General features: G+C 60.5%; 15 protein-coding genes. 8 read left to right on the top strand and 7 right to left on the bottom strand.

The window, feature by feature from the left end; genetic code table 11:
• Nucleotides 1-677: 677 nt before the first annotated feature.
• Nucleotides 678-2654 (bottom strand): bifunctional tRNA (5-methylaminomethyl-2-thiouridine)(34)-methyltransferase MnmC2/FAD-dependent 5-carboxymethylaminomethyl-2-thiouridine(34) oxidoreductase MnmC1, encoded by a 1977-nt coding sequence (mnmC, locus tag ACWKWM_RS11055; protein WP_483846180.1) that lies wholly within the window; start codon nucleotides 2652-2654, stop codon nucleotides 678-680.
• A 214-nt stretch (nucleotides 2655-2868) separates the two neighbouring features.
• On the opposite strand from mnmC, the gene pap reads away from it, so the two are divergent.
• The gene (gene pap, locus ACWKWM_RS11050; protein WP_483846179.1) at nucleotides 2869-4371 is read left to right on the top strand and encodes a polyphosphate:AMP phosphotransferase; all 1503 of its coding nucleotides are present in this window, start codon (nucleotides 2869-2871) and stop codon (nucleotides 4369-4371) included.
• 503 nt (nucleotides 4372-4874) lie between these two features.
• Here pap and ACWKWM_RS11045 read toward each other — a convergent pair.
• From ACWKWM_RS11045 to ACWKWM_RS11035, 3 genes are read right to left on the bottom strand one after another with little or no spacing between them, the layout of a single operon-like run.
• Nucleotides 4875-6227 carry an HlyD family type I secretion periplasmic adaptor subunit gene (locus ACWKWM_RS11045; protein WP_483846178.1) on the bottom strand — a complete coding sequence of 451 codons (1353 nt, stop codon included), beginning with the start codon at nucleotides 6225-6227 and terminating at the stop codon, nucleotides 4875-4877.
• Between the two features lie 12 nt (nucleotides 6228-6239).
• Nucleotides 6240-8396, bottom strand: a complete 2157-nt coding sequence (locus ACWKWM_RS11040) for a type I secretion system permease/ATPase (protein ID WP_483846177.1) — start codon at nucleotides 8394-8396, stop codon at nucleotides 6240-6242.
• 24 nt (nucleotides 8397-8420) lie between these two features.
• Nucleotides 8421-9776, bottom strand: a complete 1356-nt coding sequence (locus tag ACWKWM_RS11035) for a TolC family outer membrane protein (protein WP_483846176.1) — start codon at nucleotides 9774-9776, stop codon at nucleotides 8421-8423.
• 422 nt (nucleotides 9777-10198) lie between these two features.
• Here ACWKWM_RS11035 and ACWKWM_RS11030 point away from each other — a divergent pair, with 422 nt between their 5' ends.
• A complete protein-coding gene (locus ACWKWM_RS11030) occupies nucleotides 10199-16105 on the top strand; it encodes a retention module-containing protein (RefSeq protein ID WP_483846175.1) in 5907 nt (1968 codons plus the stop codon).
• 109 nt (nucleotides 16106-16214) lie between these two features.
• Here the strand turns inward: ACWKWM_RS11030 and ACWKWM_RS11025 are convergent, their stop codons facing one another.
• Nucleotides 16215-16631 carry a YbaN family protein gene (locus tag ACWKWM_RS11025; protein WP_483846174.1) on the bottom strand — a complete coding sequence of 139 codons (417 nt, stop codon included), beginning with the start codon at nucleotides 16629-16631 and terminating at the stop codon, nucleotides 16215-16217.
• A gap of 10 nt (nucleotides 16632-16641) precedes the next feature.
• A complete protein-coding gene (locus tag ACWKWM_RS11020) occupies nucleotides 16642-17229 on the bottom strand; it encodes a UPF0149 family protein (RefSeq protein WP_483846173.1) in 588 nt (195 codons plus the stop codon).
• Nucleotides 17230-17441: 212 nt separating this feature from the next.
• Here ACWKWM_RS11020 and recQ point away from each other — a divergent pair, with 212 nt between their 5' ends.
• The 5 genes from recQ (at nucleotide 17442) to ACWKWM_RS10995 (ending at nucleotide 24055) form a co-directional block, all read left to right on the top strand.
• The gene (gene recQ, locus ACWKWM_RS11015) at nucleotides 17442-19571 is read left to right on the top strand and encodes a DNA helicase RecQ (protein ID WP_483846172.1); all 2130 of its coding nucleotides are present in this window, start codon (nucleotides 17442-17444) and stop codon (nucleotides 19569-19571) included.
• 265 nt (nucleotides 19572-19836) lie between these two features.
• Nucleotides 19837-20271 (top strand): MarR family transcriptional regulator, encoded by a 435-nt coding sequence (locus ACWKWM_RS11010; RefSeq protein WP_483846171.1) that lies wholly within the window; start codon nucleotides 19837-19839, stop codon nucleotides 20269-20271.
• Between the two features lie 145 nt (nucleotides 20272-20416).
• Nucleotides 20417-22741, top strand: a complete 2325-nt coding sequence (locus ACWKWM_RS11005) for a FimV/HubP family polar landmark protein (RefSeq protein ID WP_483846170.1) — start codon at nucleotides 20417-20419, stop codon at nucleotides 22739-22741.
• A complete protein-coding gene (locus ACWKWM_RS11000) occupies nucleotides 22738-23037 on the top strand; it encodes an Rdx family protein (protein WP_483846274.1) in 300 nt (99 codons plus the stop codon). Before ACWKWM_RS11005 ends, ACWKWM_RS11000 begins: the two co-directional genes overlap by 4 nt.
• A 205-nt stretch (nucleotides 23038-23242) precedes the next feature.
• The gene (locus tag ACWKWM_RS10995) at nucleotides 23243-24055 is read left to right on the top strand and encodes a UDP-2,3-diacylglucosamine diphosphatase (protein WP_483846169.1); all 813 of its coding nucleotides are present in this window, start codon (nucleotides 23243-23245) and stop codon (nucleotides 24053-24055) included.
• Between the two features lie 21 nt (nucleotides 24056-24076).
• On the opposite strand, the gene ACWKWM_RS10990 is transcribed toward ACWKWM_RS10995, so the two are convergent.
• Nucleotides 24077-24388: an Mpo1-like protein gene (locus ACWKWM_RS10990; RefSeq protein WP_483846168.1), complete on the bottom strand. Its 312-nt coding sequence runs from the start codon at nucleotides 24386-24388 to the stop codon at nucleotides 24077-24079.
• Nucleotides 24389-24526: 138 nt separating this feature from the next.
• On the opposite strand from ACWKWM_RS10990, the gene ACWKWM_RS10985 reads away from it, so the two are divergent.
• A complete protein-coding gene (locus ACWKWM_RS10985; protein ID WP_483846167.1) occupies nucleotides 24527-25531 on the top strand; it encodes an AraC family transcriptional regulator in 1005 nt (334 codons plus the stop codon).
• Nucleotides 25532-25887 lie beyond the last annotated feature (356 nt).

Raw genomic sequence — 25887 nt, 5'->3', positions numbered from 1 at the left:
GGCGTAGGAGCTTTCGGAGGTTACGACGGCAGCGATGGGCAGGGCACCAGCCCTAAACCAGCCACCTCGGTATATCTGATGAATCCGGTGCGCCGGTTTTGCTGCCGGTTCCCGGCAGATCGCCTGCAAACGGAACGCCGCCCGGCAGGGCTCCTACGGGCTCCGCCCAGAATCAAGAGCCTACGGCGAAGCCGATTGAGGTATATGCCGCGCCGCCGTCCCGCTTCTGCCGAAGGCGTAGGAGCTTTCGGAGGTTACGACGGCAGCGATGGGCTGGGCACCAGCCCTAAACCAGCCACCTCGGTATATCTGACCAATCTGGTGCGCCGGTTTTGCTGCCGGTTCCCGGCAGATCGCCTACAAGCAGGGCTCCTACAGGCTCCGCCCAGAATCAAGAGCCTACGGCGAAATCGATTGAGGTGTATGCCGCGCCGCCGTCCTGCTTCTGCCGAAGGCGTAGGAGCTCTCGGAGGTTACGACGGCAGCGATGGGCTGGGCACCAGCCCTAAACCAGCCACCTCGGTATATCTGACCAATCCAGTGCGCCGGTTTTGCTGCCGGTTCCCGGCAGATCGCCTGCAAACGGAACACCGCCCGGCAGGGCTCCTACGCCTTCGGCAGAAGCAGACCGTATGAGTGTGGGATTTCGTGTCGGCAGCTCCCTCCCACAGTTCCCGTCACTTCCCGCGAATCAACTGGCGCAGCACAAACCGGTTCGGGTGACAGGCCTCGGCCACAGCGCGGGGCAGCGGCAGGGGTTCGTTGTCCAGCCAGGCGGCGATCAGCTCTCCCGACAACGGCGCAGTGATTAATCCGCGTGAGCCGTGGCCGCTGTTGATGTACAAGCCTTCGATCCACGGGCACTGGATGTCCGGGATTTGCCGCGCGTCCTTGCGCAGCACCGCGTAGCTGTTCAGAAACGCTGAGCGGTCTGCCAAGGGCCCGACGATGGGCAAGTAATCGGGGCTGGTGCAGCGAAACGCCGCGCGACCCTCCAGTGCATCACTGGCCAGCGCGCCGATATTCAAGCGACCCACCAGGTCTTCTGAAATCTCGCGCAGCATGTCCAGATTGCCCAGATGTTCAGTCGTGGTCGGTGTCAGGTCATCCGACTTGAAATCGAAGCTGGCGCCCAGGGTGTGTTCACCCAACCGCGCCGGCACTACGTAGCCCTCTGCACACACCACCGTCCCCAGCGCATGACTGGCCTCGGTCTGCTGCAAGTGGGTGATCTGCCCGCGAATGCGTTTGAGCGGCAATTCGGCGCTGCCGGGGAAGTGTTTCACGTCAGCCGCGCCTGCCAGCACCACCACGGGCGCCGAGTCCAGCAGGCGTTCGCCATCCCACGCTTGCCAAAGCCCGTTTTCGCGGCGCAACTCGACCACATTGTGATGCGGCAGCAATTGAATTTTGGGCGAGGAGGCCTGATGCCTGCAAAGGGTGGGCGGATGAACCCAACCACCCTGGGGATAAAACAGGCCGCCCGATTTCAGGGCGATACCGGCTCGGGTTTCAGCCGCTGGGCGATCCAGTAGCTGCAGCAGCTCGGCCGGAAACGCTGTTGCCAACTGCGCCTGACGTTCGCCTTCCTTCTCGTCAAAAGCCAACTGCAACACGCCGCAGTCATCCCAATCGACCCCACGCTGCAAACGCTCAAGCAGCCGTCGCGTGTGGCCGAAACCGCTGAGGATCAACTGCGACAGCGCGGTGCCGTGGGCCGATAACTTGAGATAAAGCACGCCCTGCAGATTGCCCGACGCCTCTTGCGCCACGTCGTGATGACGGTCCAGCAGGCTGACGTGCCAACCCCGTGCCGCCAGACTCGCCGCCGTGGCGCAACCGGCCAGCCCGGCGCCGATCACCAGGGCCTTGCGCTCGCCCGGCAATGGCTCAGGCCGCGCGAACCACGGTTTGACTGGCGCAGCCAAGGCGGCATCTTCAGGCCACCCGAGAAACCTGCCTTTGAGCACCTCCCATTTGTGGCCGATGCCCGGCACGCGTTTCATCTTGAAGCCCGCGGCGTTCAGCGCGCGCCTGACCCAGCCGGTGCTGGTAAAGGTGGCGATGGTCGAGTCCGGCGCGGCCAGCCTTGCCAGTTCAGCGAACAGTTCCGGGGTCCACATGTCTGGGTTCTTCGCCGGCGCAAAGCCATCGAGAAACCAGGCATCGATCTGCCCATCCACTTGCGGCAGCATCTCCAGCGCATCGCCAATCAGCAGCGTCAGGGTCACGCGGCCTTCGTCAAACACAAGGCGCTGAAAGCCCTCATGCACCGCCACGTATTGCGTCAATAGCTGCTCGGCGAACTCGCTCAACTCCGGCCACAAGGCCAAGGCGCGTTGCAGGTCATCAAAACTCAGCGGGTACTTCTCGACACTGACGAACTGCATTCGCGCACCGGGCGCGGCGCACGCCTGGAACAGCTGCCAGGCACAAAGAAAATTCAGGCCCGTACCAAAACCGGTTTCGCCAATCACCAGACGACCATTGCTCGCCAATGCGCTGAAGCGTTCGTGCAGCTCGTTCTGGGTCAGGAACACATGACGCGTTTCGGCGAGCCCCGACTCGGTGGAAAAGTAGACGTCGGCAAAGGCCCGGGAGTGCGGGTTGCCGTTATCGTCCCAGTCTATCTGGGCGTGATGGGTGATGGTCATGGTGGGCTCGGAGCAAAGAGGCGGCAATCTTAACCCCGTGCCTTGACAGGCGCGAGGCCGACCGGCAAGCGTTGCCTCGTGCAGCATCAACGGAGCGATTTGTGTTTGCATGGATTGATCTGCGGTGGCGATGGTCCTACCTTCACTAGCCCCATCGCACCCCTTCATTTCCTGGCCGCCAGCCAGGCTTGTGTCACTGTCACGGGAGTCACGCATGTTTGAATCTGCCGAAATCGGTCACACCGTCGACGACGACACCTACGACGCCGAAGTCCCCGCCCTGCGCGAGGCGCTGCTTGAAGCGCAGTACGAACTACACGAGCAAGCCAAGCGCCAGGTCATTGTGTTGATCAACGGCATTGAGGGCGCGGGCAAAGGCGAAACCGTCAAGCTGCTCAACGAATGGATGGACCCGCGCTATATAGAAGTGCGCACGTTCGATCAGCAGACCGATGAAGAACTGGCTCATCCTCCGGTGTGGCGTTACTGGCGCTGCTTGCCGCCAAAGGGCCGAATCGGCGTATTTTTCGGTAATTGGTACAGCCAGATGATTCAAGGGCGCGTGCACGGGCAATTCAAAGGGCCGGTGCTGGATCAGGCGATCAATGGCGCAGAGCGCCTGGAAAAGATGCTTACCGATGAAGGCGCGGTGATCTTCAAGTTCTGGTTTCACCTGTCCAAGAAAGACATGAAATTGCGCCTCAAAACCCTGCGCGACGACCCACTGCACAGCTGGCGCATAAGCCCGCTGGACTGGCAGCAGTCCAAAACCTACGACAAGTTCGTGCGCGTCGGCGAGCGCGTGCTGCGCCGCACCAGCCGCGATTACGCGCCGTGGCATGTGATCGAAGGCGTAGACCCCAACTACCGCAGCCTGACGGTGGGCCGGCTGTTACTCGAAGGCATGCAAAACGCGCTGAAAACACCTGACGGCGACGCCCATCTGGTCAACCTGGGCCCTTTGCCTGGCGATGGCAGTGAGCTGACCCTGCTTGACAGCCTGGACATGACCCTTAGCCTGGAGAAGGACGACTACGACAAGCAGCTGATCGCCGAGCAAGCGCGTCTGTCGGGAATGATGCGCGACAAACGCATGCGTCGGCACGCGCTGGTAGCGGTGTTCGAGGGTAACGATGCGGCGGGCAAGGGCGGGGCGGTCAAACGCGTGGCCGCCGCGCTCGATCCGCGCCAGTACAACATCGTGCCGATCGCCGCGCCTACCGAAGACGAGCGCGCACAGCCGTATCTGTGGCGGTTCTGGCGGCAGATCCCGCCGAGGGGCAAGTTCACGATTTTCGACCGCTCCTGGTATGGCCGGGTGCTGGTCGAGCGGGTCGAGGGATTTTGTTCTGAAGCTGACTGGTTGCGCGCCTACAGCGAGATCAATGACTTTGAAGAACAGCTCACCGATGCCGGCATCGTGGTGGTGAAGTTCTGGCTGGCGATTGATGAAAAGACCCAGCTGGAGCGTTTCGAGGCGCGGGAGAAAATCCCGTTCAAGCGCTACAAGATCACCGAAGACGACTGGCGCAATCGCAAGAAATGGCCGATGTACCGCGAGGCCGTGCGCGACATGGTCGACCGCACCAGCACCGAAATCGCCCCTTGGACGCTGGTCGAAGCCAACGACAAACGCTGGGCCCGCGTGAAAGTGCTTCGCACGATCAATGACGCGCTGGAAGCGGCGTTTGAGAAGGATAAGAAGAAGGGGAAGTGATGAGCCACCACCACTTCGCGGACAGGTCCACTCCCACGGGTTCTGCGCAATGCCCGAAATATTTTATTGGCATGCGGCGCCGCGATCTGGCTTCTGGCCGAAGGGCGTAGGAGCCCTGCTTGCCGGCGATGGGTTGCGAAGCGGCCCTAAACCAGACGCCTCGGTATGTCAGACAAACCGAGGCGTCAGGTTTCGCTGCCGGTTCCCGGCAGATCGTCAGCAAGCTGGACTCCTACGGGCTTCGCCCAGAATCAAAAGCCGGCGGCACTCCGCCCAGCATCAGAAATCGCCGGTTTCAGCCCGGAATCAGGGCTGCGGCCGTCGGGCAGAATCAACGCGATTTTTGCCACGCCGTCCCGCTTCTGCCGAAGGCGTAGGAGCTCTCGGAGGTTACGACGGCAGCGATGGGTTGCGAAGAGGCCCTAAACCAGCCGCCTCGGTATATCCGAAGAAATTTGACGGTTGCCGCGCTCCGGATGTCCTGCGTCTTGGCAGATCAGAACTCACCGCTCCCGCAACGCCTCGGTCCGGGCCTTCAACACCGGTTTCAACAGGTAATCCATCACGCTTTTCTCGCCGGTCATGATGTCCACGGTAGCGACCATACCCGGGATGATCAGCAAAGGTTTGGCGTCGCCGCCCAAGTGGTTTTTGTCGGTGCGGACCTGGATCAGGTAGAAGCTGTTGCCCTTGTCGTCGGTCACGGTATCAGCGCCGATCAGTTCCAGTTTCGCCGGCAGCCCGCCGTAAATCGTGTAGTCGTAAGCGCTGAACTTGACCATCGCCTTTTGCCCAGGATGCAAAAACGCCACATCCTGCGGCCGCACCTTGGCTTCGATCAGCAGGTTGTCTTCCAACGGTACGATTTCTACCAGATCACTACCCGGCTGGACCACGCCGCCAATAGTGTTGACCTTCAGCGTTTTGACGATGCCTTTCATGGGCGCGGTGACGGTGGTGCGGGTCACGCGATCGTTGATAGCGATGCTGGTGGCGCTGGCTTTCGACAGCTCGGCGCGTTTGTCGTTGAGGTCTTTGGAGGCATCGGAGCGGAAGCTGTCAGTAGATTCCTGGACCTTGCTCTTGATCTCGTTAATCGCCGATTCGGCGCGAGGAATCGCCAGCGACGTCGCGTCGAGCGAGCCTCTTGCCTCAGCCGCCTTGCCTTTCAAACGAATGATTTCTACCGGCGACACAGCGCCGCTGGCAATCAAAGGCGTCGACATCGCCAGTTCCTGTTGGATGAACCCCAGCGAATTGCGGTACTGATCCTGCTTGGAGCGAAACTCCGCCAGCTCTTGCTGCTTCTGCCGCAGTTGCTCCTGCAAGGTGCGCTGCTCACTGGCCAGTCGCCGTTGCCGCGAGTCGTACAGCGACTGCTCATCAGCAGCCACTTGCGGTGCTTTGGCCAGCACTTCGGCTGAGGGTTTGAACGGCTTGCCTTCAGCCTCCGCCGACAGCCGCTCCACTTGCGCGGTCAACGTGTAGCGGTCCACCTCGCTCTCGCCCTTGTTCGACAGAAACCGCGTGTCGTCCAGGCGCAGCAGCGTGTCGCCCTTGTTCACCAGTTGCCCCTCACGCACGAATATTTCGGTGACGATCCCGCCTTCCAGATTCTGAATCACCTGCACCTTGCTCGACGGAATGGCCTTGCCTTCGCCCATGGTGACTTCCTGGATGACGGCAAATTTGGCCCAAACCAAAGCGCTGACAATTAACGCGGCAGCGATCCACACGGTCAGTCGCGAACGCCGGGAGGAATCCTGCGCGACCACGCCGGCCACCTCGGGCATGAACTCGTGATCGACGTGATTGCCCGGGCGAAAGTAGCTGTTATAGCTCTGAGCGGATGACATGGGTAACGCTCCTTAAACCAGGGCCTGGCCGACACGGCCTTTGCGCAATGCTTCGATGACCTGCTCTTTTGGGCCGTCGGCAACCACTTTGCCGTTGTCCAGCACCACCAGCCGATCCACCAGACTCAACATCGACATGCGATGGGTCACCAGCAGCAGGGTTTTGCCCTGCATCAGCGTCGCCAGTTTGTGCCGCAGTACGTCTTCGCTGCTGTTGTCCATATGGCTGGTGGGTTCGTCCAGCAGCATGATCGGCGGATCGAGCAACAGCGCCCGCGCGAGCAAGACGGCTTGGCGTTGACCACCAGACAGCAACTGCCCGCGCTCGCCAACCGGCCTGTCATAACCCAGTGGGTGATGCCGCGCCAGATCGCCCACGCCGGTGATTTCTGCCACTTCCAGCATCCGGGCATCGCTGACGTAGCGCGCGCCCAGCGTCAGGTTGTCGCGCAAGCTGCCTGCCAGCAGCGGCAGGTCATGGGCGACGTAGCCCACTTGCTGGCGCAGATCGGCCACGTCCACCTGCCTCAAGTCCAGACCGTCCAATAACAGTTGCCCTTCATCCGGCGTGTAGAAACCCATCAGCAGCCGCGCCAAGGTGCTTTTCCCCGAGCCGCTGCGGCCGATGATGCCAATGCGCTCACCGGGCCGGATGTTGAGCGTGATCTCGGTCAACGCCTGTGCGCCCTGGCCGCCATAACTGAAACTGGCCTTGACCACGTTGATCGCGCCTTTGAGCCGCACGTGTTCCAGCGCACGTTTTGATCCGTCACGCTCTTGTGGCAAGGCCATCAAGGCGTCGGTGCTTTTCATCGTCACTTGCGCCTGTTGATAGCGAGTGATCAGCCCGGCGATCTGTCCGAGCGGTGCCAACACGCGGCTGCCGAGCATGTAGCTGGCAACCAGCGCGCCCACGCTCAGATTGCCAGCGATGATGATGTAAACCCCGGCGACGATGGTTGCCATGCCGGAGAACTGCTGGATGAACAACGTGCCGTTACTGGCTAGCGCCGAGAGATCGCGCGCGTGGCTGTCCAGACGGGTGAGGGCGCCGTGGGTCGATTCCCATTTGTGCTGGCGCTCGCTTTCAGCGCTGCACGCTTTGAGGGTTTCCAGCCCGCCGAGGGTTTCCACCAACAAGGCTTGGCGTTCAGCGCCCAGCGCGAGGCTTTTTTCCACGGTGTCGCGCAGGCGGATCTGCACCAGCCAGGCGAACAAAATGGTGATCGGAAACGCAACCAGCGGGATCACCACCAGCCAGCCACCGAGCATGCCGATCACTGCCAGCATTAATACGGCGAACGGCAGGTCGATGATGCTGGTCAGGGTGACGGCGGTGAGAAATTCCCGCAGTCCCTGGAAGTCATGAATGCTCTGGGCGAAGCCGCCGATGCTGGCCGGGCGCGCTTTCATCGACATGCCGGTGATGCGCTCGAACAAGGTCGCCGACAGAATTACATCGGTTTTCTTGCCGGCCTGATCCAGCAAATTCGCCCGCACCAGGCGCAGGGTCAGCTCGAACGCCGTGCCGATCAGCAGACCGATGGCCAGCACCCACAAGGTCGATGTTGCCTGGTTGGGCACCACGCGGTCGTAGGTCTGCATCACGAACAGCGGCACCATCAGCCCCAGCAGGTTGATCAGAAAACTGGCAAGAATCGCATCGCCATATAGGCCGCGAGACAGTTTCAGGGTGTCGCGAAACCAGGTTTGCACCCGAGGCACCAACGGCGCGCGCAGGTTTTCCAGCTCATGGCGGGGGCGGGCGTATAACGCCTGACCTGTGTAGATCGCTTGCAGTTCTTCACGGGTGACGTGTTGTTCACCGCCCTCAGCCTCGCTCGGCAGGATCAGCGCGCGACCGTCTTCTTCCCAGCGTCTGAGCACCGCGCATCGATTGCCCTTGAGTAGCAGGAGTACGGGCAGATTCAAACCGTCGATGGCGCTCAGGTCGCGGCGCAACATGCGCGCCTGCAAACCTGCGCGAGCAGCGGCGCGAGGCAGAAGATCGACATCAAGGCGCTGCTGCGCCAGCGGTAGTCCGGCGCTGAGGCTGGTGCGGCTGGCGCTGCAATCGTGCAGCTTGCACAAGATCAGCAAGCCGTCGAGCAGCGGGTCGTCGAAATTCGAACGTGGGTCAATCGGGTGCGGCAATTCCATGCTGGTCACAGACTTCTCCCCGGCGCAGTCGCGCTACTTCATCTCAGGCAGGCGTGCTTCGTTTTTGACTTCTGTCATGGCGACCGCCGCGGCGGGCAGCACGACGCGGGCCTTGCGCAACAGCTCGCCTTCAGTGGCCAGTACTCGATACATCGAGTATTCCTCGGTGTACCGCAGCTCGGTGTAACGGCGGGAGGCGTTGTACAGCTCGTTTTCGCTGTCCAGCAGGTCGAGCAGGGTGCGTTGGCCGAGCCCGAACTGATCCTGATAGGCCGCACGCACACGGGTGGTGGTTTCCGCGTATTCCCGAGCAATCGGGGTCTGGGTGCGCGCGTTGTTCATGGCGTTCCAGGCGAGCGACAGGTTCTCGTTGAGCATGCGCAGGGCGTTGTTGCGGATGTCCATCGCCTGGCCGGTTTTGTATGAATCGGACCTCAGGCGCGCTTGGTCACGGTTGCCGTTGTACAGGTTGTAATTCATCACCACGGCGGCGCGCCACTCGTTGTCATGGCCTTCTTCGCCCTGGATATTGTTGTTGGCGCCGACGGCCAGTTCGCCGTCAAAGCGCGGATAGAACGGTGACTTGGCGACTTCGTATTGCTTTTCGGCGGCCTGCACATCGGCCTGTGCCGACTTCAAGTAAGGGTTGTTGTTGAGCATGCTTTGCTTGGCATCGGGCAGGGATTTGGAGACCTCACCCTTGATCGACGGCGGCGCTTCCAGCTCGTCGGGCATCTTGCCCACGGCGCTGAAGAAGTTGGCTTCGGCATCCTGCAAGTCCACTTGCGCGGTATAGAAATTGTTTTCAGCCAACGCACGACGGGCCTTGGACTGATCGCGGTCCGCGTTGCTGCCAATCCCCTGATTGCTGCGCAGACCGATCTGGTCGTTGATGCGCAAATGCGCCTGGAGATTGTTCTTCGCCAGGTCCAGCAGCTCGCGTCGTTTGAGCACTTCGAGATAGACCTCGATGGCCCGCAGCGCCAAGTCTTCGGAGGTGCCGCGCAGGTAATAGGCGCGGGAATTGACCACTGCTTCCGTGCGGCCCACTTCATTCTTGGTATTGAAACCGTCGAACAGCATCTGCCGCAGACGCAGTTCCGACTGGGTGTAATTCAGGGTTTCTTCGTTGTGATTGCCGACAAAGCGAGTGGTCGGGCTGTCGGTGTGCTGGCGGCCGTAAGCGGCGTTCAGATCCACCACCGGGCGATATCCGCCTTTGGCGAAGTTCACGTCCTCGTCGGCGGACAGTCGGTTATTCACGTTCGAGCGAATCTCCGGGTGGTAATCGATCGTGTTCTGTATCGCTTGAGTCAGCGACATGGCTTGCGCTTGAGCGCAGCCCACCGCCAACACGACTGCTATGTAGAGCGGGGTCAAATCGCGCATGAGTACTTCTCCCTGGAATGATGTCCTGCTGCTTTCGCCAAAAAACCGACGACCTATGCGACCAAAACCGTATCAGGTTTGTAACATCACAGCTAAGAACAACTTTCGGGATTGCTCAGACGATTTTTTCATAAGCGTTATTCCAAAAAAAACTTATGTCGTTTTCTGATTTCAAGCGATTGTTGATTCACGTAATCGCGCTTATTCATTGGTTTACGGGTGGTAAAGACAGATTTATCAAGAATCAGCAAAAATTTGACAGCGTTTGATCAGGCGATTTTTAGAGCGAAAAACTTGAAAAGATTCAGCGACATAAAATTGTCGTTTGATGCTAGCTCTGAGCCACCTTGTTACTTTGATCAAACATATTTTGTTGGATTCGTAACATTTATGAGTCGGGATTGCAGCAAAAGGGAGTGGATATGGCGAGTTTGATCGGTACGGTTCGGCAAGTGGTGGGCGATGTTTTCGCGGTCGCGAGCAACGGCACCAAACGTTTGTTGATCGAAGGCGACAAGGTGTATGCCGGAGAGCAGTTGCAGACGGGGGCGACAGGAGCCGTCGCTGTGCATCTGGCCAAGGGCGGCGAATTGACCCTGGGTCGCGACAGCCGCATGCCGTTGACCCCGGAAATCCTCGCCAACCACGCCACTCCCATCGATACGCCTGACCCGACCGTACCGAGCCAGGGCCAACTCACTGCCGCGCAGCAGGCCATCGCGGCGGGCGCCGACCCGACGCAAGTCACCGACCCCCCGGCCGCAGGCAGTGCCAACCCCGGTGGAACGCCGAGCGCGCTGGGCGGTGGGCACACCGCGGTGTTGCTGACGGAAACCGCAGGCGTGGTCGTGCCGGTGATTGGCTTCCCGACTGCGGGCCTGGGCAGCGTGCCCGAATTCCCGCTGGGGCGAATTTACGGGGACGATGGGTCGCCGGACTTTTCGCTGCCGCCGCTGGTAGAGCCACCCGTCACCGTGCCGCCGGTGCAACCGCCGCCCGTCGAGCCACCGCCGGTTGTGCCGCCTGCTGTCGAGCCGCCTCCGGTTGAACCACCACCGGTCGAGCCACCTGTTGTGGTGCCGCCGCCAATCGAGCCGCCACCGGTGGAGCCTCCGGTCGTAGTGCCCCCGCCAGTGGAACCGCCACCCCCTGTCGAGCCTCCTGTCGTGGTGCCGCCGCCGGTGGACAACGCAGTGACACTGGGCAACAGCCAGCTCACGCTCAATGAAGCCAATCTGCCCGGCGGTTCCAACCCTGACGACAGCGCGCTGACCCAGACCGGTACCGTCAAAATCAATGCGCCCGACGGCCTGCAAACCCTCACCGTGGGCGGCATCAGCGTGATCGTCGACGGCGTGGCACTGGCCAATCCGCAGTCGATCACCTTGCCGTCGGGCAGCACGCTGACCATCAGCAATTATAACCCGGCCACGGGCGAGGTCAGTTACAGCTACACGCTGAACAACCCGGAAACCCACAATCAGGGCGATGGCACGATCAACAACGAGCAGATCGCGGTGCATGCAGTCGACAGCGATGGCGACGTGGCCGATGGCAACATCAACATCGTGGTGCTCGATGACGTACCGAATGCCGGCGCTGATATTGGCTGGGTCGCGGCGGGTGGCGATACCAGTGGCAACCTTTTGCTCAATGACACGGCGGGTGCTGATGGTGCAGGGCCTGGCGGCTTGATTATCGGCGTGAAGGCGGGCGGCGACACGTCCACCGCAGTGACCACAGGGCTGAACACCGTGATCGTCGGCCTGTACGGCGAGCTGATCGTCGATGCCCAGGGCAATGCTGTTTACACCGCCAACCCCGGCGTGGTGCCCGACGGCACGCAGGATATTTTCACCTACACCATCCGCGACGCCGACGGCGATACCAGCACCACCACCGTCACGGTCAATGTCGTGCCCGGTAAACCTGATGGCGGCGTGATCATCGAGCCGGGCGATTGCACGGTCAACGAAGCCAATCTGCCCGGCGGTTCCAACCCTGACGACAGCGCGCTGACCCAGACCGGTACCGTCAAAATCAATGCGCCCGACGGCCTGCAAACCCTCACCGTGGGCGGCATCAGCGTGATCGTCGACGGCGTGGCACTGGCCAATCCGCAGTCGATCACCTTGCCGTCGGGCAGCACGCTGACCATCAGCAATTACAACCCGGCCACGGGCGAGGTCAGTTACAGCTACACGCTGAACAATCCGGAAACCCATAACCAGGGCGATGGCACGATCAATAACGAGCAGATCGCGGTTCATGCAGTCGACAGCGATGGCGACGTGGCCGATGGCAACATCAACGTCGTGGTGCTCGACGACGTGCCGAATGCTGGCGCTGATATTGGCTGGGTCGCGGCGGGTGGCGATACCAGTGGCAACCTTTTGCTCAATGACACGGCGGGTGCTGATGGTGCAGGGCCTGGCGGCTTGATTATCGGCGTGAAGGCGGGCGGCGACACGTCCACCGCAGTGACCACAGGGCTGAACACCGTGATCGTCGGCCTGTACGGCGAGCTGATCGTCGATGCCCAGGGCAATGCTGTTTACACCGCCAACCCCGGCGTGGTGCCCGACGGCACGCAGGATATTTTCACCTACACCATCCGCGACGCCGACGGCGATACCAGCACCACCACCGTCACGGTCAATGTCGTGCCCGGTAAACCTGATGGCGGCGTGGTCATCGAGCCGGGCGATTGCACGGTCAACGAAGCCAATCTGCCCGGCGGCTCCAATCCCGATCACGATGCGCTGACCCAAACCGGCACCGTAAAAATCAACGCCCCCGACGGCCTGCAAACCCTCACTGTGGGCGGCATCAGCGTGATCGTCGACGGCGTGGCACTGGCCAATCCGCAGTCGATCACCTTGCCGTCCGGCAGCACTCTGACCATCAGCAATTACAACCCGGCCACGGGCGAGGTCAGTTACAGCTACACGCTCAATACGCCAGAAACCCACAATCAGGGCAACGGCACGTCGATCACTGATCAGATCCCGGTGCATGCCGTGGACAGCGACGGCGATGTGGCGGACGGCAATGTCAGCGTCAGGATCGTCGATGACACGCCCCATGCCCAAGCTGATCTGGCGGGTGTGGCAGCGGGCGGCGCGGTCAGTGGCAACATTCTGCTCAACGACACGGCAGGCGCAGACGGCCCAGGTCCGGCAGGGCTGGTAGTCGGCGTGAAAGCGGGCGGCGACACGGCACATTCGGTGTCCGGCGGCGTCAACACGGTGATCAGTGGGATGTACGGCACGTTGATCGTCGATGCCCAAGGAAACGCGACCTATCAAAGCAATCCGGATCTGGTCGGTGCTCACGGCGGGAAAGACGTATTCACCTACACCATTCAGGACGCCGACGGCGACACCAGCACCACCACCATCACGGTCAAAGTGGACCCGCCGTGCCCGCCGATTGCCTGCAACGATCACGACGTCACGGTGCTGGAAAGCGCGCTGGATGTGCACAAGGATGGTCAGGATCTGGCGCCCGGCAAAGTGACCGGCAGCAATCCGGGCTCCACCGCGGAAACCGGCAGCGGTACGGTGGCCGATTCCGTCAGTGGCGGTAACGGCGCACTGACCTTCAGTCTGAACAACGCTGAAAATGGAACTGCCAACGGTGCCTACGGTGTGCTGCACCTGAACGCTGACGGCACCTACACCTACACGCTGACCTCCGCGCCGCAAACGACGCCTGCGGCCAACGACGGGCCGAACATCACCCATGACACCTTCAGCTACACGGTTACCGATGCATTGGGGCATTCGTCCACCGCGCAGATCGTGGTCAACATCGTCGATGACCAGCCGATCGCGGCGTGCATCGATCAGACCGTCACCAGTGAGCAGACCCATACCAACCTGATGCTGATCGTCGATAACTCTGCAAGCATGAACGAGGCGTCCGGGGTCAATGGGCTGCCGCGGCTGGACTTAGAGAAACAATCGATCATCGAACTGCTCAACAAGTACGACGCTTTGGGCGATGTGCGCGTGCAGGTGGTGACGTTCAACAGTCAGGCGGATGTGGTCAGTAAAGAATGGGTCGATGTCGCCACCGCCAAAAGCATGATCGCGGCGATTCAGGCGGGCAACGGCACCAACTACGACGCAGCACTGGCCGCCGCGCAGCAGGCGTTCGGCGAGAAGGGCGCGTTGAGCGGGGCGCAGAACCTGGCATATTTCTTCTCGGACGGCAATCCGACGCTCTCGCCGCAGCATTCCGATCCCGGCAGCCAGCCCAACCCTGGCCGTGGCGACGGCATCGACATCAATGAAGAGCAGGCCTGGACGCAATTCCTCGACACCCATCACATCAATGCTTACGCGATTGGTGTGGGCACCGATGTCAGCAGCACGTACCTCAATCCGGTCGCCCACAACGGCGCGACGGGCACCGACAGTAATGCGGTGATCGTCACTGATCTCGGACAACTGGACGTGGTGCTCAGCGGGACGGTGCAGGGCGGGGTGCATGGCAGCCTGCTGGAAGGCGGGACATTTGGTGCTGATCAGGGCTTTATCAAATCCATCAGCGTCGACGGCACCACCTACAGCTACAACCCTCGGGCGTTCAGCCATTCGGGCGGGGTTATTGCCAGCGGCGGCGAGGATCACGGCAACTTCGATCCGCGCAGCAATACGCTCACCGTCACCACCGAGCACGGCGGTACGCTGGTGATGAACATGGACAGCGGGGCCTACACCTACACGCCAGCATCGGGCGTGCAGCAGCCGCAGACCGAAAATATCCACTACGTACTCAGCGATTTCGACGGTGATCTGGCCTCGGCGCAGCTGACAATTCACGTCATCGCGCCGCCGGTTTACGAGGCTCCGACGGCGGTGGCGGACAACGTCATCACCAACATCACCTCCACCAGCGTCGAGATTCCTGCCGCGGCATTGCTCGCTAACGATATCTCGACCAATGGCGGTTCATTGGGCGCCTCGCCGACGGTGTTCGAAACCGGCTGGGCTGCGAAGAATGCGGACTTCACCGCCTCGTCGCAGAAGGTCATTCAATTCAATGGGACCAAAGACAGAGACATCAACCACCTGAAAAATCTGGAGCGCAGTGATTTCTTCAACACCAGCGCGACAGCGGCGCTGTTGGTGATCACTGGATATCTGGGGGCGGTCAATGCCTCGCCATCCAACGCTCAGGATCTGTACAGCGTTCATCTCAAAGCAGGGGAAACGGTCACCGCCGATCACAACCTGACCAACAACGTGCTCGGCATGGCCTGGCAGTTTGAAAACGGCGCGTTCCACGGCATCGCTGACGGCGGCACTTTCACGGCGACCGAAGACGGCGTTTACCGCCTGGTGGTGGTCAATCAGGCCTCAGCTCCGGTGAACGAGCACTACACGCTGAACCTGTCGATCGACACCAGCGCGGTCAACAATACGCCGGACGTTCACAGCACCTACACCGCCACCGATGCCCATGGCGGCAGCAGCACGGCGGCGGTGAATATCAGTCATCAGGACGGGCCGGTGGTGCTGGGCACTACGGGCGATGACGTATTGGTCGGCGCAGCGGACAGCCACTTGCACGGCGGCGACGGCAATGACGTGCTGGTGGCGGGCGCTGGTAATAACGAACTGTTCGGCGATGCCGGCAACGACACCCTGTTCAGTGGCGCGGGCAATGATGTGCTCGACGGTGGCGCGGGGAATAATACGGCCGATTACTCGCTGGCGACGGCGGGGGTGACGGTCAGCACTGGCGTCAACGGTCCGCAGGATACAGTGGGGGCGGGCACGGACACGCTGGTCAATATCGACAACCTGGTGGGTTCGAACTTCAACGACCACCTGACCGGCGATGCGGGGCACAACGTCCTCAACGGCGGGCTGGGCAATGACGTGCTCAACGGCATGGAAGGCGATGACCTGCTGATCGGCGGACCGGGCAACAACACCCTGACCGGTGGGCCGGGGAATGACACCTTCCAGTGGATGGCCGGCAACACCGGGCACGACACCATCACCGACTTCACCTTCGGTGCCGACAAACTGGACCTGTCGCAGTTGCTGCAAGGTGCCCACGAAGACGCGAACTCACTGGAAAACTTCCTGCATTTCAGCATCAGCGGCAGTGATTCGAGCGTGGTTTCGACCATCTCGGTCAGCGCTGTTGCGGGCGGAGCGACCACTCAAACCATCGACTTGGCAGGCGTCGACCTCGCCCAACACTACGGCGTCGCCCCTGGGGCCGGCGGCATGGTGGCGGGCGGGCCGGACACCGCATCAATCATCACCGGCATGCTGGGTGATCATTCGATGAAGGTCGATACCGTTTGAGGGAGGCTGGCGGTGTGCCGGAAACACCGCACCACTTTGTGTAGTACGGACCTGTAGAAGCGCGCTTGATGATCGTTCCCACGCAGAGCGCGGGAACGATTATCTGAGGCTAGATCTTGCGCAATGTCTTCTGCCGCACGATATAAATCGTTACCAGCACCGCACTCGCCAGCATGAACACCCTTGCCCAGATAAACGGCACCAGCCAGCACGAAAAACCGATGCTGATCCACATCAGCCCAACGGCGTAAACCTTGCCCTTGAGCGGGATGCCGTTGCCTTCCAGGTAATCGCGGATCCAGGGGCCGAGGCGTTTGTTGTTGATCAGCCATGCGTAGAACCGCGGAGAGCTGCGAGCAAAGCAGGCAGCGGCCAGCAACAGAAATGGCGTGGTCGGCAACACCGGCAGGAATATCCCGATAACCCCCAAAACCACGCTCAGCCAGCCAACGCCGATCAAAAAAAAGCGCACGAGCCGGTGACGGCTCGTGCGCGGTGTTGGCTGCCCTGAGTTGCACTGCGCCATAGGCGCCGACTCAGTGGTGGCGGGGTTTGAGGATCGCCGGTTTTTCGTCCGGTGCTTGGAGCAACAGATAAAGGGCGGTCAGCGCTTCCGGAATCTGCACGATCATGTCGTCCATCAGATTAGCGTCGGCGGCGATGTCAGCGAACTCAGGTTGCTCGTCGAACAGACCCGAACCGACCATGATCGGCAGCAGCATCTCGCTGACTTCCTCTTCATCGTTGGCGAACCAGGCCGATTCACGCATGAACACGCCTTCCATGAAGCCGATGCACCAGCCGCGCAGTTCGGAATCGTCAGGGTCATCGCCCAGATCCAGATCGCATGGCAGCTCGAATTCTTCATCGGAGGCCAACTGGCGCGCGATGTGCGCTTGCAGCTGGACCAGCGTGGCTTCGATTTCGGCGTGCTGGGACTCATCAACGTAGGGAGGCGGCTCGGCGAACAAGGCGTCGATCCACTCACGCTCTGGCACGGATTCGGCGCAGATCGACAAGGCGGTCATGTAGCCGTGAGCGGCCACGTAGTCCAACGCTTCGTCATGCAGCTCATCGGCGTCGAGGAAGACTTGCAGGCGGGTTAGTTGCTCAGCGAAGGACATTGGACGAGTTACCTTGGAAATAAACAAAGCTGAATTCTAGGCCCTGAGCGTCGCGTGCGCCAGCGGCGAGGCTGATGCAATCGGTATTGCGCTTAATTTCGACCGCTCATGTCGCTGCTGTCCTTTCAATGGAAACGCTCCGGTATACTGCGGCGCTTTGAAATTCCGACAGCGGATGATTCGCCGCTGTAGCAGCACAAACCGGGGTAACTATGCTCGACCAGGCTCAGCGCGTACTTAAAGACATCTTCGGCTACGACAGTTTTCGTGGCCGCCAGGGTGCCATTATCGAGCGTGTAGCCAATGGCGGTGATGCATTGGTGCTGATGCCCACCGGGGGCGGCAAGTCCCTGTGTTTTCAGGTCCCGGGGCTGTTGCGCGATGGCCTGGCGGTGGTGGTTTCACCGTTGATCGCTTTGATGGACGATCAGGTGGCGACGCTCGAGGAATTGGGTGTTTCCGCCGCCGCGCTGAACTCGACTCTCAATGCCGAACAGCAGCGCGATCTCGCCAACCGGATTCGTCTGGGCGAGATCAAAATGCTCTACCTGGCCCCGGAACGCCTGGTTCAGCCACGGATGCTGGCATTTTTGCAAAACCTGAAAATCGCCCTGTTCGCTATCGACGAGGCGCACTGCGTGTCGCAATGGGGCCATGATTTCCGCCCTGAATACCTGCAACTGGGACAACTGGCCGAGCTGTTCCCCGATGTGCCGCGCATCGCGCTGACCGCCACCGCCGACAAGCGCACCCGCGAGGAGATCGTCCAGCGGCTGCACCTGCAGAACGCCGAGCGCTTTCTCTCCAGTTTCGACCGACCCAATATTTTCTATCGCATCGTGCCCAAGGAGCAGCCGCGCAAACAGTTGCTGGCTTTCCTGTCCGAGCGGCGCAGCGACGCGGGCATCGTTTATTGCCTGTCGCGCAAGAAAGTGGATGAAATTGCGGTGTTCCTCAGCGACAACGGCTACCCCGCGTTGCCATATCACGCCGGTCTGCCCATCGAGACCCGCTCCAGCAACCAGCGTCGTTTCCTCAACGAGGAAGGCCTGATCATGGTTGCCACGATCGCCTTCGGCATGGGCATCGACAAACCCAACGTTCGTTTCGTGGCGCACATGGATTTGCCCAAATCCCTGGAAGCTTATTACCAGGAGACCGGCCGGGCAGGGCGCGACGGGCTGCCGGCGGACGCCTGGATGGCGTACGGCCTGCAAGACGTGGTGATGCTCAAGCAGATGTTGCAGAACTCCGAAGGCGACGAACGCCACAAGCGGGTCGAGCAGCACAAGCTCGATGCCATGCTCGCCTTGTGCGAAGAAACCCGCTGCCGTCGTCAGACATTGCTCGCCTACTTCGACGAAGACATGCCCAACCCGTGCGGGCATTGCGATAACTGCGTCGATGGCGTGCAGACCTGGGACGCGACCGAGCCTGCGCGACAAGCGCTCTCGGCGATCTATCGCACCGGCCAACGTTATGGCGTCGGCCACCTGGTGGACGTGCTGCTGGGCAAATCGAACGACAAGGTCCAGAGCTTTGGTCATCAGCACTTGGCAGTGTTCGGTGTCGGCAAAAGCCGCAATGAAAGCGAATGGCGTTCCTTGTTCCGACAGCTAGTGGCCCGAGGTCTGGCCGACATCGACCTGGAAGGCTACGGCGGATTGCGCCTGAGCGACACTTGCCGGCCATTGTTGCGCGGCGAAGTCACCCTCGAGTTGCGCCGCGATCTCAAACCGCAGACCACGGCAAAATCTTCCGGCAGCAGCCCTGCCAGCCAACTGGTGCGCGGCGAAGAGCGCGAGGAGTGGGAAGCCCTCCGCGCACTGCGACGCAAACTGGCCGAAGAGCATGGCGTGCCGCCGTACGTGATTTTCCCGGATTCCACGTTGCTGGAAATGCTGCGCAGCAAGCCCGGCTCCATGGCTGAAATGGGCCGTGTCAGCGGGGTGGGCGCGCGCAAGCTGGAGCGTTACGGCGAAGCGTTTCTCGAAGTTTTGGGTGGCTCGGCGCCGGCGCTCAAGGTGGTCGCCGATGTGCGTCACGAGCTGATCAGTCTGGCGCGTGCCGGCATGACGCCGATGCAGATCGCCGGGCAATTGCAGTGTTCGGAAAAGAATGTCTACACCCTGCTGGCCGAAGCCATTGGCAAACAGCAGTTGTCGCTGGAGCAGGCGCTGGATCTTCCGGAAGACCTGCTCGGTGAAATTCAGGACGCCTTCCTGGATGGCGAAGGCGAGTTGCCGCCAGTCGCGGCTATCGCAGAAATGTTCGTCGGCCGCGTGCCCGAAGGCGTGCTGTATTGCGTGCGAGCGGCGTTGCAGTCTGAGTTTGAGGTCTAGCGAGCGCGGCAAGTCTATGTGGGAGCGGACCTGTCCGCGAAGACAATGGTGCAAACTACACAACTTCATTGAATGTACCGCCGTCTTCGCGGACAGGTCCGTTCCCACGGATTCAAATCTGGCGCCCTGATCCCAAGCCAAACCCGCCGCACTCCGGACTCCCCGGCCATCTGCGACGAATCACCACATCCGAATACTTGCCTGATTTCAAGCTCCATGGTTAGCTGCCTATCAATCAGCAGAGCCGTCAACCATAGAGTCATTTATGCCCCTAACTGAAGAACATCGCTTCGGCATGCAACTGGCCCACACCTCCCGTGGCTGGCGTGCCGAACTTGATCGGCGCCTGGCTGATCTGGGGTTGTCGCAGGCCCGCTGGCTGGTGTTGTTGCATCTGGCACGCTTCACTGAGGCGCCGACCCAGCGCGAGCTGGCGCAAAGTGTCGGTGTCGAAGGCCCAACCCTGGCGCGCTTGCTCGACAGTCTGGAAAATCAGGGGCTGGTGCGTCGTCAGGCTGTTCTGGAAGATCGCCGGGCAAAAAAGATCGTACTCAGTGACACCGCGCGTCCGTTGATCGAGAAAATCGAAACCATCGCCAACGCCTTGCGCCATGAGCTGTTCATGGGCATTGATGAAGAAGAACTGCGCGTTTGCATGCGGGTTCACGCGAAAATCCTCGCCAATCTCGAAAAACCCTGAATCCTGCGCGTACATCGCCTTAAATACGTTGTACGCGCCTCAGCATCCTGTTCTATTTGCACCCATACTTGTTTCACTCCGGACATGGCGTCCATTACGTCAATGAATAGCAGGCAAGCCTGCCTCGTTTTCCATAAGGGTTCGCATGCTGAAGAGTTTTCGGGCTGATCGTAGGCGCGTCTCGATGTCTGGGCCTCGCGTCAAAGCTGGTCTTCGTGCTGGCTTGCTGACAATGGCGATTGCATCGGCGTCGTTGCTACACAGCAGCATCGCGGCCGCACTCGGGCTGGGTGATATCACGCTGCATTCGGCCATGGGCCAGCCGCTCAATGCCGACATCGAATTGATCGAGGCCAACGGCCTGAGCCCTGAAGACATCATGGTTAGCCTGGCGTCTGCCGAAGCGTTCAGCAAAGCCGGGGTCGAGCGGGTATTTTTCCTCAGCGACCTGCGTTTCACCCCGATCATCCGTGGCAATCGCGGTGTGGTGCATATCGAATCGCGAAAGGCCGTCACCGAGCCTTATCTGAATTTCCTGGTCAGGCTGGTGCGTCCGAACGGCGACCAGTTGCACGAATACACGGTCTTGCTTGACCCGCCAGACTCACCCGCCGGCTTGGCCGCCACTCGCAGCAGAACCACCACACTGGCAGGCTCCGCTTCCAAGACGCCTGAGTCGCGTATGCCAGTCGCGCCGCCCGCTGCGGTGCAAGGCAAACACTACACCGTGGTTGCTGGCGACAGTCTGGCGTCGATAGCCAAACGGGTGCAGGCCCCAGGCAGCAAAGCGTCCTTCGCTGAGTTGGCCACTGGCATTCAGGCACTCAATCCACAGGCCTTTGCTGGCGGGGAGCGCAGCCGACTGAAAGTGGGGCAGAGTTTGCTGTTGCCAGACGCCGCCCGAGCGCCTGTTCAGGCAGCACCTGCCGCTGCCGTCGCTCCCGTTTTGCCAGCAACTGCCAGCGCCCCGGCGCCCGATAACAGCGTGCCGCAGGTCGCCGAGCAGCTGACTGCTACCGTTCTGGAAAATCAACAACTGAGCAAGAGCGTTGATGACCTGAAAAACCAGGTGCAGAAGGCTGAAGAGGACGTGACGGGCAAGAACAAACAGATCTCCGAACTCCAGACGCAACTGGCCGAGCTGAAATCCTCATCAGGCAACCGCGCACCGACCGTTGCACCGACAGCCGCGCCTGCGCCAGTGGTCGCTGCGGCGCCCGTCGCTGCGGCAGATGACTCCAGTGATTTGCCGTGGCCCTTGTTGCTCGGCGCGGTACTGATCTTGTTGTTGCTGTTGGGGCTTGCTTATTCGGTGCGCCGCAACCGGATCAAAAACCAGCTGGCTCTGATCCCTGAGCCCGTTGAACCCATCGTCAAACCGGCTCAATCGGCAGTCACGCCGGTGTTCGAGGTGCCTGATGTTGCGCCTAGACCTGCAGTTTCTACCTCGTCCACGTCGACGACCTCATCTGGCCAACGACTCGCGGGTGCCTCTACTGATGCGCTGGACGGCGCAAGCATTTATATCGCTTACGGTCGTTTCACCGAGGCGCTGGCCATCTTGCGTGAAGCCCTGCAAAAGCAACCTCAACGTACGGATTTACGCCTGAGAATCCTTGAATTACTGGGCGAGCAAGGCGACCTGGTCGGTTTTGACGAAGAAGAAAAAGTGCTGCTGAACCAAGGCATCGAGCCACATCGCCTGCAAGAAATACGCTCGCGCTACCCCAAACTGAAACTGGCCGCGCAGCCAGCGCCCGTTGCGCCGGCACCCGTCGCGTCAGTTGTCGCACCCGCGGTGGTGGCCGCTGCAGCTGCCGTGACGCTTGCAGCGGTGACGCCGCCCGCACGATCCGATGCCCAGCTGGACGAGAACGCTGCAGCGGCGCTCAACCCGAAAACCGAAGATGATTTTCAGCTCAATCTCGACGACCTGTCGATGGATTCCGATTGGGATCTGGTCGATCCGTTCGAAAGCACCCCTGCACCGCGTAAGCCAGTCCCGAAAGGGCCCGAGCCTGTGGATCCTGCGTTCGCCTCCGATTTGCGGCAACTGCCCGAAGTGTTCGAAATGCCGGATGAGCAGTTCCTGAGTGATTTCGCAGAGCCTGAGCCGGAGCCTCAGGCCATAGCTGAACATGAGCTGGATTTGGGTCTCGATCTGGACCTGGATATCGACATGGACGCTGACCTGGGCATGGACCTGACGCCAGAGCCCCTCGTTGAAACCACGGTGCAAACCAACAGTGACGCGCTTGATGATGCGTTTCTCGATGGATTCATGGATGACGAATCGGAATTCGATCTGCTGGACATGGAAGAGGAACCGCTGAGCAAGATCAATCAGGCGCAGGTGCTGATTGACGAAGGCAGCATTGAAGAGGCGCGGCAGTTGCTGGAAGAGGTCATCGCCGGCAGCGACGACGGCCCGCAGCAAACGGCTCGTGATTTGCTGGCCGGGATCAGCTGATGTCGGCAAAACCTGAAATCATCATCACCTACTGCACGCAATGCCAGTGGCTGTTGCGCGCCGCCTGGCTGGCGCAAGAGTTGCTCAGCACCTTCTTGGATGACCTGGGCAAGGTGGCACTTGTGCCCGGCACCGGCGGGGTGTTTCACATTAGCTGTGACGGCGTGCAGATTTGGGAGCGCAAGGCCGATGGCGGTTTTCCCGAAGCCAAGGTGCTCAAGCAGCGGGTGCGTGACCAGATCGACCCGCAGCGTGACCTGGGTCACAACGAGCGCAATGCTACGCCTGACGCCTGATTGATTTCCGCCAGTCCCGCGGGAGCGGAACCTGTCCGCGAAAGGGTCAGTACAGCCGATACATTTCTGGGGCCTGACGCTCAATATTCGCGGACAGGTCCGCTCCCACAGGTTTCATACCCGGCTGTCATCACTTCGCCATAGAGTTGTCATGTTCAGTTAACCGTCCCGGTTCAGTCTCATTGAAACCAGACGGAGTGTGTCCATGAGCATTGCTGAAAACGCCCGCCCCAGTCGTAAGCAACGTGTCAGAACCTTATGGATATCCGACGTCCACCTCGGCACTCGGGATTGTCAGGCCGAGCATTTATCGAGTTTTCTCAAGCAATATCATGCCGACAAGGTGTATCTGGTCGGCGACATCATCGACGGCTGGAAATTGCGCGGCGGCATGTATTGGCCGCAAGCGCATACCAACGTCATTCGTCGTTTGCTGACCATGAGCAAGCGCGGCACCGAAGTGATCTACATCACCGGCAATCACGATGAGTTCCTGCGGCGCTACTCGAAACTTATTCTGGGCAACATCCAGTTGGTCGACGAAGCCATCCACACCACGGCCGATGGACGCCAGTTGCTGGTGATTCACGGCGATCAATTCGATGTCATCACCCGCTACCACCGCTGGCTGGCGTTCCTGGGCGACTCAGCCTATGAATTCACTCTGACGCTCAACCGCTGGCTCAATCACTGGCGCGCTCGCTACGGGTATGGCTATTGGTCTCTGTCGGCGTACCTGAAGCATAAGGTCAAGACTGCCGTCAGTTTCATCAGTGATTTCGAAGAAGCCATCGCCCACGAATGCGCCAAGCGCGGGCTGGATGGGGTGGTCTGCGGGCACATTCACCACGCCGAAATCCGTAAGGTCGGTGAGGTGGAGTATCTAAATTGCGGTGATTGGGTCGAATCCTGCACAGCGCTGATCGAGCATTGGGACGGCCACATCGAGCTGTTCAGACTGGCCGATGCGCACATCAGCGCCAAGGCGCGTCAAGAGGCGGAACAGGCGACCGCGTGAACCCTGTGAGTTAGCGATGAGTTAAAACGGCACCTTGCCGCGCAGCATGTCGCGGTACATCGCAAAGTCTCCAAGCAGGCTGTAGAACGGGTATTTGAAGGTGGCAGGGCGATTTTTCTCGAAGAAAAAATGCCCGACCCAGGCAAAGCTGTAGCCGGCCAGCGGCAATATCCACAGCCACATCCAACTGGCGCTGAACAACGCCACTGCCAGAATCAGGATGACCAGTGTAGTACCGATGAAGTGCAGGCGGCGACAGGTGCTGTCGCTGTGCTCCTTCAGGTAATACGGGTAGAAATCGGCGAAACGCTGAAAGGTTTTGACGTTATCCACAGGCTCATCTCTGTTTTTTATATGACGTACTATCAGTCTAGCCGAGCCCTCGACACAATCAGTGACATTGGGTGCCAACGTAGTATCCTTCGGCTATCTGCCGCAGGGGGCGGCGGGTGAAAACAAGAAGACGTGCGCATGGAAAGAACGACTTCTTCCAGCTGGGCGATGGGCATCGTCAAATCGCTGGAAATGGATGGTTTGGATTGCCGGGCGTTGTTCAAGGAGTTGGGGCTGGTGTACGCCGATCTGGAAAATCCGGATGCGCGCTTTCCTCAGGATTCCATGACCCGGTTGTGGCAACGTGCTGTCGAGCTGTCCGGTAATCCGGCGGTCGGGCTGAACATGGCCCGGGTGGTGAGGCCCGCTTCTTTCAGCGTCGCCGGTTACGCGTTGATGTCGTCGCGCACACTCAAAGAAGGCTTCGAGCGACTGGTGCGTTATCAGCGCATCATTGCCGACAGTGCTGACTTGAGTTTTCGTCTGCTGCCCGAAGGTTATGCGCTGATTCTCACCGTGCACGGCGACCATCTCCCCCCGACACGACAGAGCGCTGAAGCGTCGCTGGCTTTTGCACTGGCGTTCTGCGGTTGGCTCACGGGGCGACCGTTGCAGCCCCGTTCGGTGATGATTCAGGGTGACCAACCGAAAAACGTCGAACCCTACAAAAAATTCTTCCACGCACCGCTGACCTTCAATGCGCCCTATGACGCGTTGGTGTTCGAGCGTGCCGACATGGAAGCCCCGCTGCCCACCGCAGACGAGGCAATGGCCAAGCTGCACGACCGATTCGCCGGGGAGTTTCTCGCACGTTTCGCCAGCAATCGAGTTACCCACCAGGCGCGACAGGTACTCTGCCGGCTGCTACCCCAAGGCGAGCCGAAACGTGAAGCCGTCGCGCGGAGCCTGCACCTGTCCCAGCGCACGTTGCAGCGGCGTTTGCAGGAAGAGGGCACCAGCTTCCAGATGCTCCTCGACGACACCCGCCGAGAACTGGCACATCAATATCTCGCCCAACCGAAAATGACTCTGCTGGAAATCGCGTATCTGCTAGGTTTCGCCGACCCCAGCAACTTCTTCCGCGCGTTCAGACGCTGGTTCGATGAGACGCCCGGTGAGTACCGGGCGCGGTTGAATCTGTAGGAGCGAACTTATTCGCGAGGCGGTTTGCCTGACACACCGTAGCGTCTGGCTCGCCAACAAGTTGTCTCCTACAGAGCGTGTGCACGGCGCAATTCTGTAGGAGCGAACTTGTTCGCGAGGCGGCGTGCCTGGCACACCGCAGCGTCTGGCTCGCCAACAAGTTGTCTCCTACAGAGTGCGTGCACGGCTCAAGTCTGTAGGAGCGAACTTGTTCGCGAGGCGGCGTGCCTGGCACACCGTAGCGTCTGGCTCGCCAACAAGTTGTCTCCTACAGAGTGCGTGCACGGCGCAATTCTGTAGGAGCGAACTTGTTCGCGAGGCGGTTTGCCTGACACACCGCAGCGTCTGGCTCGCCA

The sequence above is a fragment of the Pseudomonas rosaeacicularis genome (assembly GCF_057128745.1).
Note: the sequence above shows the minus strand (reverse complement) of the source record. Positions and strands in the feature narration are given on the sequence as shown.